Origin of the sequence: Micromonospora sp. WMMD812, from assembly GCF_027497215.1 — a bacterium.
Taxonomy (GTDB): Bacteria; Actinomycetota; Actinomycetes; order Mycobacteriales; family Micromonosporaceae; genus Micromonospora.
Genome location: NZ_CP114904.1, coordinates 4,516,723 through 4,532,508, shown reverse-complemented (window position 1 = coordinate 4,532,508; position 15,786 = coordinate 4,516,723). Strand labels below are relative to the sequence as shown.

Annotated in this window: 17 protein-coding genes; 13 read left to right on the top strand and 4 right to left on the bottom strand. The window is 71.7% G+C overall.

Translation table 11 applies throughout. The annotated features are described in order from the left end of the window. The first annotated feature begins 49 nt into the window (after positions 1–49). From dnaK to O7603_RS20855, 5 genes are all read left to right on the top strand, one after another. Positions 50–1,906: a molecular chaperone DnaK gene (gene dnaK, locus O7603_RS20875; RefSeq protein ID WP_281571488.1), complete on the top strand. Its 1,857-nt coding sequence runs from the start codon at positions 50–52 to the stop codon at positions 1,904–1,906. Positions 1,907–1,953: 47 nt separating this feature from the next. Then, positions 1,954–2,712, top strand: a complete 759-nt coding sequence (gene grpE, locus O7603_RS20870; RefSeq protein ID WP_281571487.1) for a nucleotide exchange factor GrpE — start codon at positions 1,954–1,956, stop codon at positions 2,710–2,712. Between the two features lie 85 nt (positions 2,713–2,797). Beyond that, entirely contained in the window at positions 2,798–3,985 is a 1,188-nt protein-coding gene (gene dnaJ, locus O7603_RS20865) for a molecular chaperone DnaJ (protein WP_281571486.1), read from the top strand. 29 nt (positions 3,986–4,014) lie between these two features. Beyond that, a complete protein-coding gene (locus O7603_RS20860; RefSeq protein ID WP_281571485.1) occupies positions 4,015–4,458 on the top strand; it encodes a MerR family transcriptional regulator in 444 nt (147 codons plus the stop codon). 136 nt (positions 4,459–4,594) lie between these two features. Beyond that, entirely contained in the window at positions 4,595–4,801 is a 207-nt protein-coding gene (locus tag O7603_RS20855; protein ID WP_281571484.1) for a hypothetical protein, read from the top strand. Positions 4,802–4,900: 99 nt separating this feature from the next. Here the strand turns inward: O7603_RS20855 and O7603_RS20850 are convergent, their stop codons facing one another. The 3 genes from O7603_RS20850 to O7603_RS20840 all read right to left on the bottom strand — a co-directional run bounded on the left by O7603_RS20850 (position 4,901) and on the right by O7603_RS20840 (position 7,223). Then, complete coding sequence (locus tag O7603_RS20850; RefSeq protein ID WP_281571483.1) at positions 4,901–5,332, bottom strand: hypothetical protein; 432 nt, start codon at positions 5,330–5,332, stop codon at positions 4,901–4,903. A gap of 179 nt (positions 5,333–5,511) precedes the next feature. Beyond that, a complete protein-coding gene (locus O7603_RS20845; RefSeq protein ID WP_281571482.1) occupies positions 5,512–6,717 on the bottom strand; it encodes a cation:proton antiporter in 1,206 nt (401 codons plus the stop codon). 5 nt (positions 6,718–6,722) lie between these two features. Further along, complete coding sequence (locus O7603_RS20840; RefSeq protein ID WP_281571481.1) at positions 6,723–7,223, bottom strand: cation:proton antiporter regulatory subunit; 501 nt, start codon at positions 7,221–7,223, stop codon at positions 6,723–6,725. A gap of 183 nt (positions 7,224–7,406) precedes the next feature. Between O7603_RS20840 and clpB the strand changes: the two genes are divergently transcribed. The 8 genes from clpB (at position 7,407) to O7603_RS20800 (ending at position 14,987) form a co-directional block, all read left to right on the top strand. Then, the gene (clpB, locus tag O7603_RS20835) at positions 7,407–9,998 is read left to right on the top strand and encodes an ATP-dependent chaperone ClpB (RefSeq protein WP_281571480.1); all 2,592 of its coding nucleotides are present in this window, start codon (positions 7,407–7,409) and stop codon (positions 9,996–9,998) included. A gap of 156 nt (positions 9,999–10,154) precedes the next feature. Continuing rightward, positions 10,155–10,538 (top strand): hypothetical protein, encoded by a 384-nt coding sequence (locus O7603_RS20830; RefSeq protein ID WP_281571479.1) that lies wholly within the window; start codon positions 10,155–10,157, stop codon positions 10,536–10,538. A 206-nt stretch (positions 10,539–10,744) separates the two neighbouring features. Continuing rightward, on the top strand, positions 10,745–11,359 hold the full coding sequence (locus O7603_RS20825; RefSeq protein WP_281571478.1) for a DUF4178 domain-containing protein: 615 nt from the start codon (positions 10,745–10,747) through the stop codon (positions 11,357–11,359). 128 nt (positions 11,360–11,487) lie between these two features. After that, positions 11,488–12,303: a hypothetical protein gene (locus O7603_RS20820; RefSeq protein WP_281571477.1), complete on the top strand. Its 816-nt coding sequence runs from the start codon at positions 11,488–11,490 to the stop codon at positions 12,301–12,303. A gap of 72 nt (positions 12,304–12,375) precedes the next feature. After that, complete coding sequence (locus O7603_RS20815) at positions 12,376–13,026, top strand: hypothetical protein (protein ID WP_281571476.1); 651 nt, start codon at positions 12,376–12,378, stop codon at positions 13,024–13,026. 10 nt (positions 13,027–13,036) lie between these two features. After that, positions 13,037–13,846, top strand: a complete 810-nt coding sequence (locus O7603_RS20810; RefSeq protein ID WP_281571475.1) for an SDR family oxidoreductase — start codon at positions 13,037–13,039, stop codon at positions 13,844–13,846. A 166-nt stretch (positions 13,847–14,012) separates the two neighbouring features. Next, positions 14,013–14,552 carry an orotate phosphoribosyltransferase gene (gene pyrE / locus O7603_RS20805; protein ID WP_281571474.1) on the top strand — a complete coding sequence of 180 codons (540 nt, stop codon included), beginning with the start codon at positions 14,013–14,015 and terminating at the stop codon, positions 14,550–14,552. Between the two features lie 57 nt (positions 14,553–14,609). Continuing rightward, positions 14,610–14,987 carry a metalloregulator ArsR/SmtB family transcription factor gene (locus O7603_RS20800; RefSeq protein ID WP_281571473.1) on the top strand — a complete coding sequence of 126 codons (378 nt, stop codon included), beginning with the start codon at positions 14,610–14,612 and terminating at the stop codon, positions 14,985–14,987. Positions 14,988–15,048: 61 nt separating this feature from the next. On the opposite strand, the gene O7603_RS20795 is transcribed toward O7603_RS20800, so the two are convergent. Next, complete coding sequence (locus O7603_RS20795) at positions 15,049–15,762, bottom strand: VTT domain-containing protein (RefSeq protein WP_281571472.1); 714 nt, start codon at positions 15,760–15,762, stop codon at positions 15,049–15,051. Positions 15,763–15,786: the final 24 nt, after the last annotated feature.

Genomic DNA, 15,786 nt, shown 5'->3' with positions numbered 1-15,786 from the left:
GCGGGCGGTGCCCGTCACCTGCTCAACCTTACGAAGCGAGGAAGCGAAGATGGCACGTGCGGTCGGTATCGACCTCGGCACGACGAACTCCTGCGTCAGCGTTCTCGAGGGCGGTGAGCCCACCGTCATCGCCAACGCTGAGGGCTCGCGGACGACCCCGTCGATCGTCGCGTTCGCCCGCAACGGCGAGGTGCTCGTCGGTGAGGTCGCCAAGCGCCAGGCGGTGACCAACCCGGACCGGACGATCCGTTCGGTCAAGCGGGAGATCGGCACCAACTGGTCCGTGGACATCGACGGCAAGAAGTACACCTCCCAGGAGATCTCGGCCCGCACGCTGATGAAGCTCAAGCGGGACGCCGAGGCGTACCTGGGTGAGCAGATCACCGACGCGGTGATCACCGTTCCGGCCTACTTCAACGACGGCCAGCGCCAGGCCACCAAGGAGGCCGGTGAGATCGCCGGCTTCAACGTGCTGCGGATCGTCAACGAGCCGACCGCGGCCGCGCTGGCGTACGGGCTGGACAAGGGCTCCAAGGAGCAGACCGTCCTGGTGTTCGACCTCGGCGGTGGCACCTTCGACGTCTCCCTGCTGGAGCTGGCCGAGGGCGTCATCGAGGTCAAGTCGACCAGCGGTGACAACCACCTCGGTGGTGACGACTGGGACCAGCGGATCATCGACCACCTGGTGAAGACCTTCCGGGGCGAGCACGGCATCGACCTCGCCCAGGACAAGATGGCCCTCCAGCGGCTCCGTGAGGCGGCCGAGAAGGCCAAGATCGAGCTGTCCGCCGCCACCACCACCAACATCAACCTGCCGTACATCACCGCCGGGGCGGCCGGCCCGCTGCACCTCGACGTGACGCTGAGCCGCGCCGAGTTCCAGCGGATGACGCAGGACCTGCTGGACCGCTGCAAGGGCCCGTTCGAGCAGGCCGTGAAGGACGCCGGGATCAAGGTCTCCGACGTCGACCACGTGATCCTCGTCGGCGGCTCGACCCGCATGCCGGCCGTCACCGACCTGGTCAAGCAGCTCACCGGCCGCGACCCGAACAAGGGCGTGAACCCGGACGAGGTCGTCGCCGTCGGCGCCGCGCTCCAGGCCGGTGTGCTCAAGGGCGAGGTCAAGGACGTCCTGCTGCTCGACGTGACCCCGCTGAGCCTGGGCATCGAGACCAAGGGCGGCATCTTCACCAAGCTGATCGAGCGCAACACCACCATCCCGACGAAGCGCTCCGAGGTCTTCACCACGGCCGACGACAACCAGCCGTCGGTGCTGATCCAGGTCTTCCAGGGTGAGCGCGAGATCGCGGCGTACAACAAGAAGCTCGGCACCTTCGAGCTGACCGGCCTCCCGCCGGCGCCCCGCGGCGTGCCGCAGATCGAGGTCACCTTCGACATCGACGCGAACGGCATCGTGAACGTCCACGCCAAGGACCTCGGCACCGGCAAGGAGCAGAAGATGACGATCACCGGCGGCTCCTCGCTGCCGAAGGACGACATCGAGCGGATGCGCCGGGACGCCGAGGAGCACGCGGACGAGGACAAGCGTCGTCGCGACGAGGCCGAGACCCGCAACGTCGCCGAGGCGCTCCAGTGGCAGACCGAGAAGTTCCTCGCCGAGAGCGGCGACAAGCTCCCCTCGGAGAACCGCGACCAGCTCAACGAGGCCCTCGGTGAGCTGCGCAGCGCGCTCGGCGGCCAGGACATCGACAAGATCAAGTCGGCGCACGAGCGGCTGGCGCAGGTCTCCCAGCAGGCCGGTTCGCTGCTCTACTCGCAGCAGGCCGAGCAGGAGCAGCAGCCCGGCGGCCAGGCTGGCCCGAGCGCCGGCGCGGCCGGCGGTGCGCAGGCCGGTGGCGCCGACGACGTGGTCGACGCGGAGATCGTGGACGAGGACAAGAAGTGACGGTCCGTCCTCGGCGCGAACTCACGGCGAAGGGATGAGGTAGCCGCATGACGGAGAAGCCACGAGCCGCCGACTCGCGCAAGACCGGGTCGACGCCGGGTGGCTCCGCGCCCGCCGAGCCGGCCACCGGTGAGGCGCCGCGGGTCGTCATCCGCAACAACCGCAAGATCAACCAGCAGCCCACCGAGCCGGAGGGCACCGCGGCCGACGCGGGGTCCGACGTTCCGGCCGAAGGGCTGGTCGAGGATGCCGAGATCGTGGTCGACGAGATCGAGGTCGAGGCCGGCACGGTCGACGGGGCGACTCCCGGCGGCCCGCCGGTGGTGGACGCGCCGGCCGAGCCGGTGGACGCCGCCGCCAGCACCGCGCTCGGCGCGGAGCTGGAGGCGCTCCGCGCCGACCTCGACGAGCGGACCCGGGACCTCCAGCGGGTGTCGGCGGAGTACGCCAACTACCGCAAGCGGGTCGACCGGGACCGGGGCGTGGTCGCCGAGCAGGCGACCGGCGCGGTGCTCGCCGCGCTGCTGCCGATCCTGGACGACCTGGACCGGGCCCGGGAACACGGTGACCTGGTCGGTCCGTTCGGAACGGTGGCGGAGCAGCTCACCGCGGCGCTCGGCAAGTTCGGGTTGACCCCGTTCGGCGAGCAGGGCGACGCGTTCGACCCGACCCTGCACGAGGCGGTGGCGCACCAGACCTCCGCCGACGTGACCGAGCCGACCTGCGTGCAGATCATGCGGCGGGGCTACCAGCTCGGTGAGCGGCTCCTGCGGCCGGCGCTGGTCGCGGTCGCGGACCCGGAATAGTGCCAAGCAGTGACCGGGTCGCCCCGTCCGCCGCACGACGGTGGGCGGGGCGACCGGGCCACGACGGTCGGAAGGGGGTGGACCGGTGAGTTCGAAGGACTGGATCGAGAAGGACTTCTACGCCGTGCTCGGCGTGGACAAGGCCGCCTCCGCGGACGAGATCAAGAAGGCGTACCGCAAACTTGCCCGGGAGTCGCACCCGGACCACAACCCGGGTGACCCGAAGGCCGAGGAGCGGTTCAAGGCCGTGTCCGAGGCGTACAACGTGCTGTCGGATTCCGGCCGCCGCCGGGAGTACGACGAGATGCGGTCGCTCTTCGGTTCGGGCGCCTTCCGGCGCAACGCCCGCGGCGGCGCCCAGCCAGGTGGCATGCCGTTCGACGTGTCCGACCTGTTCGGTGGCGCGCGGGCCGGTGGCGGCGGGGAGGGCCGCTTCGGCGGCGCCGGCTTCACCGACCTGTTCAGCTCGATCTTCTCGGGCGGGCAGGCGGGGCAGACCGCCCCGCGCGGCCCGGCCCGGGGACGGGACGTGGAGACCGAGGTGGCGCTCGACTTCGGTGACGCGGTGCGCGGGGTCACCCTGCCGCTCACCCTGCGCGCCCCGGGCGTCTGCGACACCTGCGGCGGCAACGGGGCGAAGCCCGGCACCCAGCCGCGTACCTGCCCGGTGTGCCACGGCGCCGGGGTGACCACCCGCAACCAGGGCTCGTTCAGCTTCTCCGAGCCGTGCCGCAACTGCCAGGGCGTCGGCACGGTCGTCGAGGAGAAGTGCCCCGAGTGCCACGGCACCGGCGGGGTGACCAAGACCCGCACGCTGAACGTCCGGTTCCCGGCCGGGGTGGCGGACGGCCAGCGGATCCGGCTGGCCGGGCGGGGCGAGCCGGGCGAGCGTGGCGGGCCGGCCGGCGACCTGTTCGTGCAGGTCAAGGTCCGGCCGGACGAGCTGTTCGGGCGTACCGGCGACGATTTGACGCTGACCGTGCCGGTGACCTTCGCGGAGGCCGTGCTGGGCACCGATCTACGGGTACCCACGCTCGACGGCGCGGTGACCCTGCGGGTCCCGCCGGGCACGCCGAGCGGCCGGGTCCTGCGGGCGCGCGGCAAGGGTGTGGTCCGCCGGGACGGGCAGGCGGGCGACCTGTTGGTGACACTGGACGTGGTGGTGCCGGCGCGGCTGTCGGACGAGGCACGTGCGGCGCTGGAGGCGTTCGCCGAGCAGACGCCGCCGGCGGCCCGGGAACATCTCGACGCGCGGGTGCGTCGGGTCGGTTGACGCCGTGAGTGGACGCGGAGGTGAGCGGGATGTCAGGCGAGTTCGCCGGTTCGTCGGGTGACCCTGCCTACGAGGCCAAGGTGCTGATGATCTCGGTCGCGGCGCGGATGGCGGGAATGCACCCGCAGACCCTGCGCCAGTACGACCGGCTCGGCCTGGTGCAGGCCGGGCGGGCGGCCGGTGGTGGCCGCCGGTACAGCGTCCGGGACGTGGTGCTGCTGCGCGAGGTGCAGCGGCTCAGCCAGGACGACGGCATCAACCTGGCCGGGGTCAAGCGGATCATCGGGCTGGAGCAACTGCTCGAGCAGGCGCAGCAGCGGGTGGCCCGGCTGGAGGCGGAACTGGACGCCGCGTACCGCCGGATCGCCGAGTTGGAGTCGCTGGCCCGCTTCCCGGGCCGTGACCTCGTACCCACCAACCGCACCTCCACCGCGTTGGTGGTCTGGCGCCCGCGCCGCGGGCCCGACCGCTGACCCGACGCTCACCCTCCGGGACCTGACGGCCCGGCCCGCTCGTCCGGTTTTCCGGCGCGGGCCGGGCCGTTCCAATTAGCCTGCGAATGAGGTCCTTTCCGCGCAAAGCAGACCCACCGGCATGGCAGGGGGAGCGATGACGGATGTGGCGAAGCAGGTTGCCAAGCAGGCGGAGGACCGACTCGACAAGATCGCCGAGACGGTCCAGGAGCGGTTCGACGAGATCATCAAGGGACGCTTCACCGACGTGGTGAAGGAGGGGCGCTTCGCCGACCAGGTCGATCACGGAATCGACGAGGGGCGGGCGGAGACACGACCCGACAGACGGGGCGGGCCGGGCTGAGGACCGGGACGCCGACGAACGGGCCGGGACCCACGGGGGGTCCCGGCCCGGTCGTCACTGGCCGGGATGCCCTGCGGATGCGAAAGTCGCGGCCGAGACTCAGCCGAGGCGGCGGTTCTCCCGGACCAGGCCGCCCTCGCACCAGTCGCGGTAGACGAAGAGTTCCGGCCGGGCCAACAGCACCCGGCTGTTGTGCGCCCACGCGCGCATCAGCTCGTCGCCGTTCTTCTCGGCCTGCTCGACCAGCTTCCGGAAGCGGCGCTTCGGGTGGGCCCGGAAGTTCGTCCGGATGCCGTCGGCGGCGTAGATGTAGAGGCAGTGCAGGGCGAACCTGCGGGCCGGACACGTGGTGTCCATGGCCAACTCGAAGAGGGTCAGCACCAGCCGGTCACCGGAGACCAGCAGGTCCCAGTCCGGCGGCATCGAACTCAACGGCACCGAATCCGGCTGGTAGGCCCACGCGCGCAACTCCGCCGGAGACGGGTCGACGGGGTTCGCAAAGCCGTGGAACGTCGACTCCTGCACGCTCACCGGCCAACCTTCCGCTCTGCCCACAGTTGGCACGGCCGCCTGCGGACCATGGCTGCTGGGGCGACACGGTAACGCGGTACTGGCAAGTAGCGGTAGACCTTCGCGGGAGCAATTGGTTAACCCTTGGCCAGGCCGGGTCGACCGTACGGCCGACCCGGCCTGGAAGGCATCCAGCGGCGTCAGTCTCCGACCGGAACCGGCTCCCGCCGCTGCACCGCCGCGCGGCGCCGCAGCCAGCGCTTGAACCACGGGAAGTCGGGCAGCCGGGCCAGCATCGGCCCGGTCACGACGGTGATCAGGACGTACGCCGTGGCGAGCGCGGCCAGCTTCGGCTCGACGCTGCCGGCTGCCACCGCGAGCCCCGCGATGACGATGGAGAACTCGCCCCGGGGCACCAGCGCGAGGCCGGCCCGCCACCGACCGGGCTCGGCGATGCCGGCCCGCCGGGCGGCCATGTACCCGGTGAGCGTCTTCGTCGCCATCGTGACGATCGCCAGCGCGAGCGCCGGCAGCAGCACCGGCGGGATGTCCCGCGGGTCGGTGACCAGCCCGAAGAAGACGAAGAAGACCGCGGCGAACAGGTCCCGCAGCGGGCTCAGCATCTCGGTGGCGTGGTGCGCGACCGGACCGGACAGGGCGATGCCGACCAGGAACGCGCCGACCGCGGCCGACACCTGGAGCTTCGCCGCGAGGCCGGCGACCAGCAGGGTCATGCCGAGCACCCCGAGCAGTAACGCCTCCGGGTCCTTGGCCGACATCGCCGCCGAGATGATGTTGCCGTAGCGGATCGCCACCACGAGCACGATCAGCACCGTGCCGACCGCGACGGTGAGCGCGATGCCGCCGCCGAGCAGGCCGGTGCCGGCCAGCACCGCGGTGACCAGCGGCAGGTAGAAGGCCATGGCCAGGTCCTCGATCACCAGGACCGAGAGGATGACCGGGGTTTCGCGGTTACCGAGCCGGCCCAGGTCGCCGAGGACCTTGGCGATCACGCCCGAGGAGGAGACCCAGGTGATGCCGCCGAGCACCAGCGCGGCCACCCAGTCCCAGCCGAGCAGCAGGGCGAACGCGGCGCCGGGCAGCGCGTTGAGCAGGCCGTCGATGAGCCCGGCCGGCGCCGCCGAGCGCAGGTTGCCGACCAGTTCGTTGGCCGAGTACTCCAGGCCGAGCATGACCAGCAGCAGGATCACGCCGATCTCGGCGCCGAGGGCGAAGAACTCCTCGCTGGCGTTCAGTGGCAGCAGGCCGCCGTGCCCGAACGCGAGCCCGGCCAGCAGGTAGAGGGGGATGGGCGAGAGACCGACGCGGCGGCTGAGCCGGCCGAGGAGGCCGAGCAGGAACAGCAGCGCACCGACCTCGATGAGCAGCGTGGTGAAATCGTGCATCCGCCTCAGCCGTCCGGGTCACCGTCGGCGAGGATGGCGGTCACTCCGTCGAGACCCTGGCGGGTCCCGACCACGACCACCACGTCACCGGCCGCGAAGCGGAAGGAGGGGTCCGGCGAGACGTTCACCTCGCCTTGGCGGAGCACCGCCACTATCGAGGCGCCCGTGCGGGTACGCGCCTTGGTGTCGCCGAGCTTCCGGTTGACGTACGACGAGCCGGCCGGGATGGCGATCTGCTCGGTGAGCAGCCCGGCGGCCTGCTCGCGCAGCCCGGAGAGCTGACCGAGCATCAGCGACGCGCCGAGGATGTCGGCGAGCGCCTCCGCCTCGTCGTCGGTCAGCGGAATGTCAGCCTGGCAGGCATCGGGATCGTCCGGGTCGTACAGGACGAGGTCACGACGACCGTTGCGGTGGGAGACCACCCCCAGCCGGCGCCCCGACTCCGTCACCAGGTCGTGACGGACGCCGATCCCCGGCAGCGCGGTCTGTTCGACACGTACTCGCACCCCGGAAAGGCTACCGCGTCCATGCCCGTCGATGCGGTCACCGTGATCGATCCCGCTGCTGTCACGATCCCGCCGGCGCCGGCGCCGGCGGGAGTGACCGGGCTCACACTGCCAGGGTTGAGCGGAATAGGCTCAACTCTGGTTGTGTCCTTCCTAGTGGACACGCCGATCCCAGGGGAGCCCATGAACACGGAACGTCTCACCACCAAGAGCCGCGAAACCATCACCGGTGCCGTCGCGCTGGCGAACCAGCGCGGCCACGCCACCGTGGAGCCCTGGCACCTGCTGCTGTCACTGCTGGACACCGACGGCTCGACCGCCGCCGGTCTGCTGCGCGCCGTCGGGGCCGACCCCGCCGAGCTGCGCCGGGTCGCCCAGCGCGCGGTCGACGGCCTGCCCGCCGCGCGCGGGTCCAGCATCGCCGAGCCGACCCTCGCTCGCGAGTTCGTCAACGCCATCGGCGCCGCCGAGCAGATCGCCCGGCCGCTGGGCGACGAGTACACCTCCACCGAGCACCTGCTGGCCGGCCTGGCCCGGGTGGGCGGCGCGGTGGCGAGCGCGCTCAAGACCGCCGGCGCCACCGAGGAGAACCTGGTCGCCGCGTTCCCGACCGTTCGCGGCGGTGACCGGCGGGTCACCACCGCCGACCCGGAGCAGACCTACCAGGCCCTGGCCAAGTACGGCGTCGACCTGACCGCCAGCGCTCGGGCCGGCAAGATCGACCCGGTCATCGGCCGGGACTCGGAGATCCGCCGGGTGATCCAGGTGCTGTCCCGGCGTACGAAGAACAACCCGGTGCTCATCGGCGAGCCGGGCGTCGGCAAGACCGCGATCGTCGAGGGGCTGGCCCAGCGGATCGTCGCCGGCGACGTGCCGGAGTCGCTGCGGGACAAGAAGCTCGTCTCGCTCGACCTGGGCGCGATGGTCGCCGGCGCGTCGTACCGCGGGCAGTTCGAGGAGCGGCTGAAGTCCGTCCTGGAGGAGATCAAGAACTCCGACGGACAGGTCATCACGTTCCTCGACGAGCTGCACACCGTGGTCGGCGCCGGCAAGGGCGAGGGCTCGATGGACGCCGGCAACATGCTCAAGCCGATGCTGGCCCGCGGTGAGCTGCGCATGGTGGGCGCCACCACGCTGGACGAGTACCGCGAGCACATCGAGAAGGACCCGGCACTGGAGCGACGCTTCCAGCCGGTGCTGGTCGGCGAGCCGACGATCGAGGACACCATCGGCATCCTGCGTGGCCTCAAGGAGCGCTACGAGGTGCACCATGGCGTACGCATCACCGACGCCGCGCTGGTCGCCGCCGCCACCCTCTCCGACCGCTACATCACCGACCGGTTCCTGCCGGACAAGGCGATCGACCTGGTCGACGAGTCCGCGTCCCGGCTCCGGATGGAGATCGACTCCCGCCCGGTCGAGGTGGACGAGATCGAGCGGGCGGTGCGCCGGCTGGAGATCGAGGAGATGGCGCTGGCCAAGGAGCCGGACGCCGCCTCCGCAGAGCGGCTGGAGCGACTGCGCAAGGAGTTGGCCGACAAGCGCGAGCAGCTGACCGCGCTCTCCGAGCGCTGGAAGCTGGAGAAGGACCACATCACCAAGCTCTCCACCGCCAAGGAGGAGCTGGAGCGGCTCGGTGGCGAGGCCGAGCGCGCCGAGCGCGACGGCGAGCTGGAGCGGGCCGCCGAGCTGCGGTACGGCCGCATCCCGACGCTCAAGGCCGAGTTGGCGCGGGCCGAGGAGGAGTTGGCCGGTCTCCAGGCCGACGGCGCGATGCTCAAGGAGGAGGTCGGCGCCGACGACATCGCCGCCGTGGTCGCCTCCTGGACCGGCATCCCGGCCGGCCGCCTGCTCGAGGGTGAGACCGCCAAGCTGCTCCGCATGGAGGAGTCGCTGCGGGCCCGCGTGGTCGGCCAGCCCGAGGCCGTCGGCGCGGTCTCCGACGCGGTCCGCCGCGCCCGGGCCGGCGTGGCCGACCCGGACCGCCCGACCGGCAGCTTCCTCTTCCTCGGCCCGACCGGTGTCGGCAAGACCGAGCTGGCCAAGGCGCTCGCCGAGTTCCTCTTCGACGACGAGCGGGCCATGGTCCGCATCGACATGAGCGAGTACGGCGAGAAGCACTCCGTCGCCCGGCTCGTCGGCGCCCCGCCCGGCTACGTCGGCTACGAGGAGGGCGGGCAGCTCACGGAGGCGGTGCGGCGCCGGCCGTACTCGGTGATCCTGCTGGACGAGGTGGAGAAGGCCCACCCGGACGTCTTCGACATCCTGCTCCAGGTGCTCGACGACGGCCGGCTCACCGACGGCCAGGGCCGCACGGTGGACTTCCGCAACGCGATCCTGATCCTGACCTCCAACCTCGGGTCGTCGGTGATCAGCGACCTGACGCTGGCCGAGGAGCAGCGCCGCGAGGGGGTGCTGGCGGTCGTCCGCTCGCACTTCAAGCCGGAGTTCCTCAACCGGCTGGACGACATCGTGGTCTTCGCCGCCCTGCGGGGTGACGACCTGCGGTCCATCGTGGACATCCAGCTCGACCGGCTGCGGCGTCGACTCGCCGACCGCCGGCTGGGCCTGGAGATCACCGAGGCGGCCCGCGGTTGGCTGGCCGAGCACGGGTACGACCCGATCTACGGTGCCCGCCCACTGCGCCGGCTGGTGCAGTCGGCCATCGGCGACCAGCTCGCCAAGGCCCTCCTCGCCGGCCAGATCCGCGACGGCCAGACGGTGAAGGTCGACCTGACCGACACCAAGGACAACCTCACGGTAACCCCCGCCTAACTCCAACCCCGTCCCCGTCGATGGCGCGTTGATCATGAGGTTTGCGGCGAATTCGATCTCCGTAACTGCTGCAAACCTCATGATCAACCGGGTGGGAGCCGGGTGGGAGCCGGGTGGGAGGGGTGGGGCGGGTCGGGGCGGGGAAAGGATGAGGGCATGTTCGGCATCGGTGGAAAGCGAACTGACCGGGAGCTCGAGGCCGCGATCGAGGAGCTGGCCCGGGCCGACACGGTGGCCTTCGGCGGCGTGGGGCTCGCCGGCACGCTACTGCCGGCGACGGAGGCGTACCAGCGGGTCGAGGCCGCGCTGGCCGAACACCCCGAGGGAGTACGCGAACAACTCGACCGGCTGCTCGAGCGCGGCTCCCCGGCCGGGCGGGCGTACGCGGCGACACTGCTGGGACGGATCGACCCGGTGGCCGCCCGCGCGGCCTGGACCGCGCTACGCGACGACCCGGCCGAGTTCACCACGTTCAGCGGCTGTGTGATGGGCCGTTCGTCGTTGCGCGAGTACGCCGCGGAGCGGCTCCGCGAAGCATGATCCTCTCGCCGCCGGAGGCTGCCTGCGCCCACCGGCCGGCACGCTGGCGGAGTCTGTCTGCGCCCACCGGCCGGCACGCTGGCGGAGTCTGTCTGCGCGGACCGGCCGGCACTCCGGCGAGTGACCGACGGATCACTTGAGCCTCGACAAGTATCCGCGGATGAGGGCGGTTGCTACCGTCTGCGCCGGCGTGGGGAGGGTGGTCCGTGGACGGGTCGGTGGCGTACCTGGTGACGACGGTCGTCTGCCTGGCCGGCGTGGCCGCGGTCGTGCTCGTCCTGGCGGCCGTGCGCGGGTCCCGGACGCGGACGTCCGAGGGCGTGGCGACCGGTGACGGGTCGGGCGGCGCCGAATCGCCACGCGACCCGCGGCGGCTGCGCCCCGGCGACACCGTGGAGATCCGCCGGCTGTCCTACCTGGTGCGCGGCACGATCCGCCTGGTCGACGGTGGCTGGAGCTGGGCCGAGCACCTGCTCGACGACCCGGACGGCGTGCCGCGGCGGCTCTCCGTCCAGGAGCACCCGGAACTCGAACTGGTGCTCTGGGCCGCCGAGCCGGGCGTCCGACTCACCCCGGGCGCCCCGATCCTCGATCTCGACGGCCGCCGGTACAGCTGGGCGGAGTCGGGGCAGGCCCGCTACACGGCCACCGGCATCACCGGTCTCGACCCGACCGGCACCATGCGCTACCACGACTACCAGGCGCCGGGTGGCGCCCGGCTCTCGTTCGAGGCGTACGGGGAGACGGGCTGGGCGGTGGCCCGGGGCGAGGTGCTGCATCGCACGGAGGTGACGGTCCACCCGCGGACCGGCGAGGGCTGAGCGCCGCGGGTCGGCGTCGGCGCAGCCCGGGGCGCCGCGGGTCGGCGTCGGCGTAGCCCGGGGCGTCGCGGCATGCCCGATTGGCCGGTTGCCGATACGGTGTGGGCGCGATCTAGGGAAGGAGCAACGTGGTCGATCCCCACAGCCCGCCCGCCCGGTCACGGCCGAGCGTGGTGACGATTTCCAGCTATCTGCTGATTTTGTTCGCCGTCATCCAGGTGATCAATCTGATCATCACCCTGGTCACCATCGGCACCATTCGCGACGTGCTGCGCGACGCCTACAGTGGCACGTCCGCCAACACCGCATCCACCGTCGCCGACGTCACCTTCGCGATCGGTATCGGCAGCGCCATCTTCGTGCTGCTGCTCGCGATCGGTCTGGTCGTCCTGGCCGTACTCAACAACCGCGGCAAGAACGGCTCGCGGATCACCACCTGGATCCTCGGCGGCATCCTGATCTGCTGCACGGGTGGCAGCCTGATCAGTGGTGCGGCGGGCGGCTTCGGCGGCACCACGGGCGGTGGCGGCGGCGACGCGCCGAGCCCCGACGAGATCCAGCGTCGCCTCGACGAGGCGCTGCCCGGCTGGGTCACCCCGGTCAGCACCCTGCTCGGGGTGATCGGCGTGCTCGCGCTGCTCGCCGCGCTGATCCTGCTGGCCCTGCCGAAGGCGAACGAGTTCTTCCGCAAGCCGCAGGCCGGCTGGGAGCCCCCGGTCCCCGGCGGCGCCTACCCCGGCTACCCGCAGACCCCCGGCTACCCGCAGGCTCCGGGCCAGCCCGGTTACCCGCAGCAGTCGGGCGAGCCGGGCTACCCGTCCACCCCGGGCTACCCGCCGCCCAGCCAGCCCGGTCCGTCCACCCAGCCGCCGGCGCCGGGCCAGCCCGGTGACCAGCCGCCGTCGTCGGACCGCCCCGGCTCGACCCCGCCCCCGGTGAGTTGATCGCCGGATAACAGCGACGCTGAGGGTCCCTCCGAGTAGGTTGCAAGCCGACGCCTACCGGAGGGACCTGTCGTGTCGTACCCCGCGTTGCCGGCCCGCCGTCCCACCGCGGTCGCGCTGGCGACGGCGGTGTTGCTGCTGATGGCCGTCGGGGCGTTCGCGTACGCGGTGACCGGCCTGGTGGTGCTCGCCGGCACCGTGGACCGGTTCCGGGCCGACGCGACCGGCACCTCCGCCGGCGCCGGTGAGATAGACGCGATGGTCGCGCTGGTGCGTGCCTCCGGGGTGGTCTCCGCGGTGCTGAGCGTGCTGGCCGGTGTGCTCCTCGCCGGGCTGGCCGTCGGCCTGGGCTCGGGCCGGTCGGGGGCCCGGGTGGCGACGTGGGTGGTCTGCGGTCTGGGCCTGCTCTGCGGCTGTTGCGGGCTCGCGGTCCTCGTCGGCCAGCGGGCCGCCCCGCTCCGGTTGGGCGCCGACGAGCGGGCCACCGCCGAGCTGCTCGGCCTGCTCGGCGGCGCGTACCCGTCGTGGTGGATCCCGCTGAACGCGGGGCTTTCCGTCGGCCAGGCGCTCGGTTACCTTGTGGTAGCCGTGCTGCTGGCGCTGCCGGCGGCGAACGCCTGGTTCCGCCGGCGCCCATCCGCTCCGGTCGCGCCGACCGGGTATCCGCCCGCCCCGCACCAGCCCCCACCGGCGCCGACCACGCCCGCGTACCCGCCCAGCTGAGGACCTGCCCGTGACGCCCGATCCCACGTCCACCGAGCGACGGGCGCTGGTGACCGGCGCGACCGCCGGCATCGGCGCCGCGTTCGCCCGCCGGCTGGCCGCGGACGGCTGGCACCTGGTGCTGGTCGCCCGCGACGCCGCCCGCCTCGACGAGCTGGCCGCCGACCTGGCGGGGCGGCACGGCCGGGAGGTCGAGACGGTCTCGGCCGATCTGTCCACGGACGACGGTTGCGCGGCCGTGGAGGCCCGGCTGACCGGCGGCAGCCCGATCGAGCTGCTGGTGAACAACGCCGGAATCAGCCTGAACAAACCGTTCCTGCGATCCACCGCCGAGGACGAGGCCCGACTTCTCCGGCTCAACGTGCACGCGGTGATGCGACTGACCCTGGCGGCGCTGACGCCGATGACCGAACGACGGCACGGGGCAGTGATAAATGTCTCTTCCGTCGCCGGGTTCGGCGCCGTCATGCCCGGGTCGACCTACTCGGCCAGCAAGGCGTGGGTGACCAACTTCAGCGAGTCGGTGGGCCAGTCCGCCCGGCCGTTCGGCGTACGGGTGATGGCGCTCTGCCCCGGCTACACCCGCACCGAGTTCCACGAGCGGGCCGGCATCAACATGTCGAAGACGCCGGAGTGGATGTGGCTGCGGGCCGAGGATGTGGTCGACGAGGCTCTGCGTGACCTGCGCAAAGGCAAGCTGGTCAGCGTTCCGGCGTGGAAGTACAAGCTCGCCGTCGCCGGCCTGCGGCACGCGCCGAAGCGGCTCCTGCACGCCGTCGCCCGGGACACCCGCGGCCGGATCGGCCGCGACGAGCGCTGACCGCGCGACCGACCCGTGGCACCGGGCCGCCGCGGGTCGGTGGAGCTGACCGGTCCGGTGTGGTCGCGCAGAGTAGTTGTCCATCGCTGGCCGTCGGTCGCCTGCCGGGTTGATCCGGGCGGACCCCACACGCGACTCCCAGACTTGCGCAGTACGCTCTATCGCCATGGGGGACCACGACGACCTGCGTAAATTCATCACCGACCTGGCCGTGGTCCACGGTCGGGTGGTGCTCTCCTCCGGGCGCGAAGCGGACTGGTACGTGGACCTGCGACGCGTCACGCTCCATCACCAGGCTGCACCGTTGGTCGGCAAGGTGATGCTCGACCTCACCGCCGACTGGGAGTTCGACGCGGTCGGGGGCCTGACGCTCGGGGCTGACCCGATCGCGTTCTCGATGCTGCACGCCGCCGCCCCGACCGGCCGGGACCTGGACGCCTTCGTGGTCCGCAAGGCGGGCAAGGCGCACGGGCTGCAGCGGCGGATCGAGGGGCCGGAGGTGGCCGGTCGCCGGGTGGTGGCGGTGGAGGACACGTCGACGACGGGCGGCAGCGTGCTGACCGCGGTCGAGGCGTTGCGTGAGGCCGGAGCCGAGGTCGTCGGGGTTGCGGTTATTGTTGATCGAGGCGCCGGCGACGCGGTGCGAGCCGCCGGATTGCCGTATCGGGCGGCCTATACGTTGGCTGACCTCGGCCTTGTGGCGTAAAAGTCTGCCGATTCGGATCTGCTGATATGCAGGCGGATCGATGCTGCTGGTGGAAGGATGGAAAACGTGGGAACTGCGTTGGCTGAAATGACTATGCCTCAGATCTCGCCGCTTGCTGGCGAGCCGATCGAACGTGCCGATGCCGAGCGCCTCGCCGGGGTCCTCAAGGCCCTCGCCGACCCCGCGCGGTTGCGGCTGCTCAGCCTGATCCAGTCGGCCCCCGAGGGCGAGGCGTGCGTCTGTGACCTGACCGCGCCGCTCGGCCTCTCGCAGCCGACGGTCAGCCACCACCTGCGTATCCTCACCGAGGCCGGTCTGCTGGAGCGGGAGAAGCGCGGTGTGTGGGCCTACTACCGGCTGGTCCCGGCCGCGATCGCCACGATCGCCGACCTGCTGACCCCGCCGCGCAAGCGGGCCACCAAGAAGGCTCGCTGACCCGTACCGATCGTCCGGTGCCCTCCCGAGCGGGGACGGCGCCGGACGGCCGGCTCGGTCGTCAGTGCTTGCCGTAGTGCTCCCGGGTCTCCCGGATGGCCTCCTCGGCGGCGGCCCGCTCCGCGGCGGTCGTGCCGCGCTTGGCCGCGATCCGCGCCCGGAGCAGTTCCACGGCGATCGGGATCACCGAGATCGCGACGATCGCGATCAGGATGAGCTCGATGTGCTCCTTCACGAACGGGATCTGGCCGAGGAAGTAGCCGAGCACCGTGACGCCGGTGCCCCAGAGCACGCCGCCGATGATGTTGTAGGTCACGAAGGTGCGGTAGTTCATCCGGCTGACGCCCGCCACGATCGGCGTGAAGGTCCGCACGATCGGCACGAAGCGGGCCAGCACGATGGAGCGGGCGCCGTACTTCTCGAAGAACTCGTGCGCCTTGAGCACGTTCTCCTGCTTGAACAGCCGCGAGTTCGGGCGGCGGAACAGTGAGGGCCCGACCTTGCGGCCGAACGCGTACCCGACCTGGTCGCCGGCGATCGCGGCGAGCGTGATCAGCAGGCAGACCAGCCACAGCGGGTAGGTGATGTACTGCCCGTCGGCGGTGAGCAGGCCCGCGGTGAACAGCAGCGAGTCGCCCGGCAGGAAGAACCCGATCAACAGGCCGGACTCGGCGAAGACGATGGTCAGGATGCCGAGCAGCCCGAACGTCGAGATCAACCACTCCGGATCGAGCCAGTCCGGCCCCAGGGCCAGGGTGGTGGTGGGCGTCGGCACGAGCGGACCTCCGATGTCTGCCGG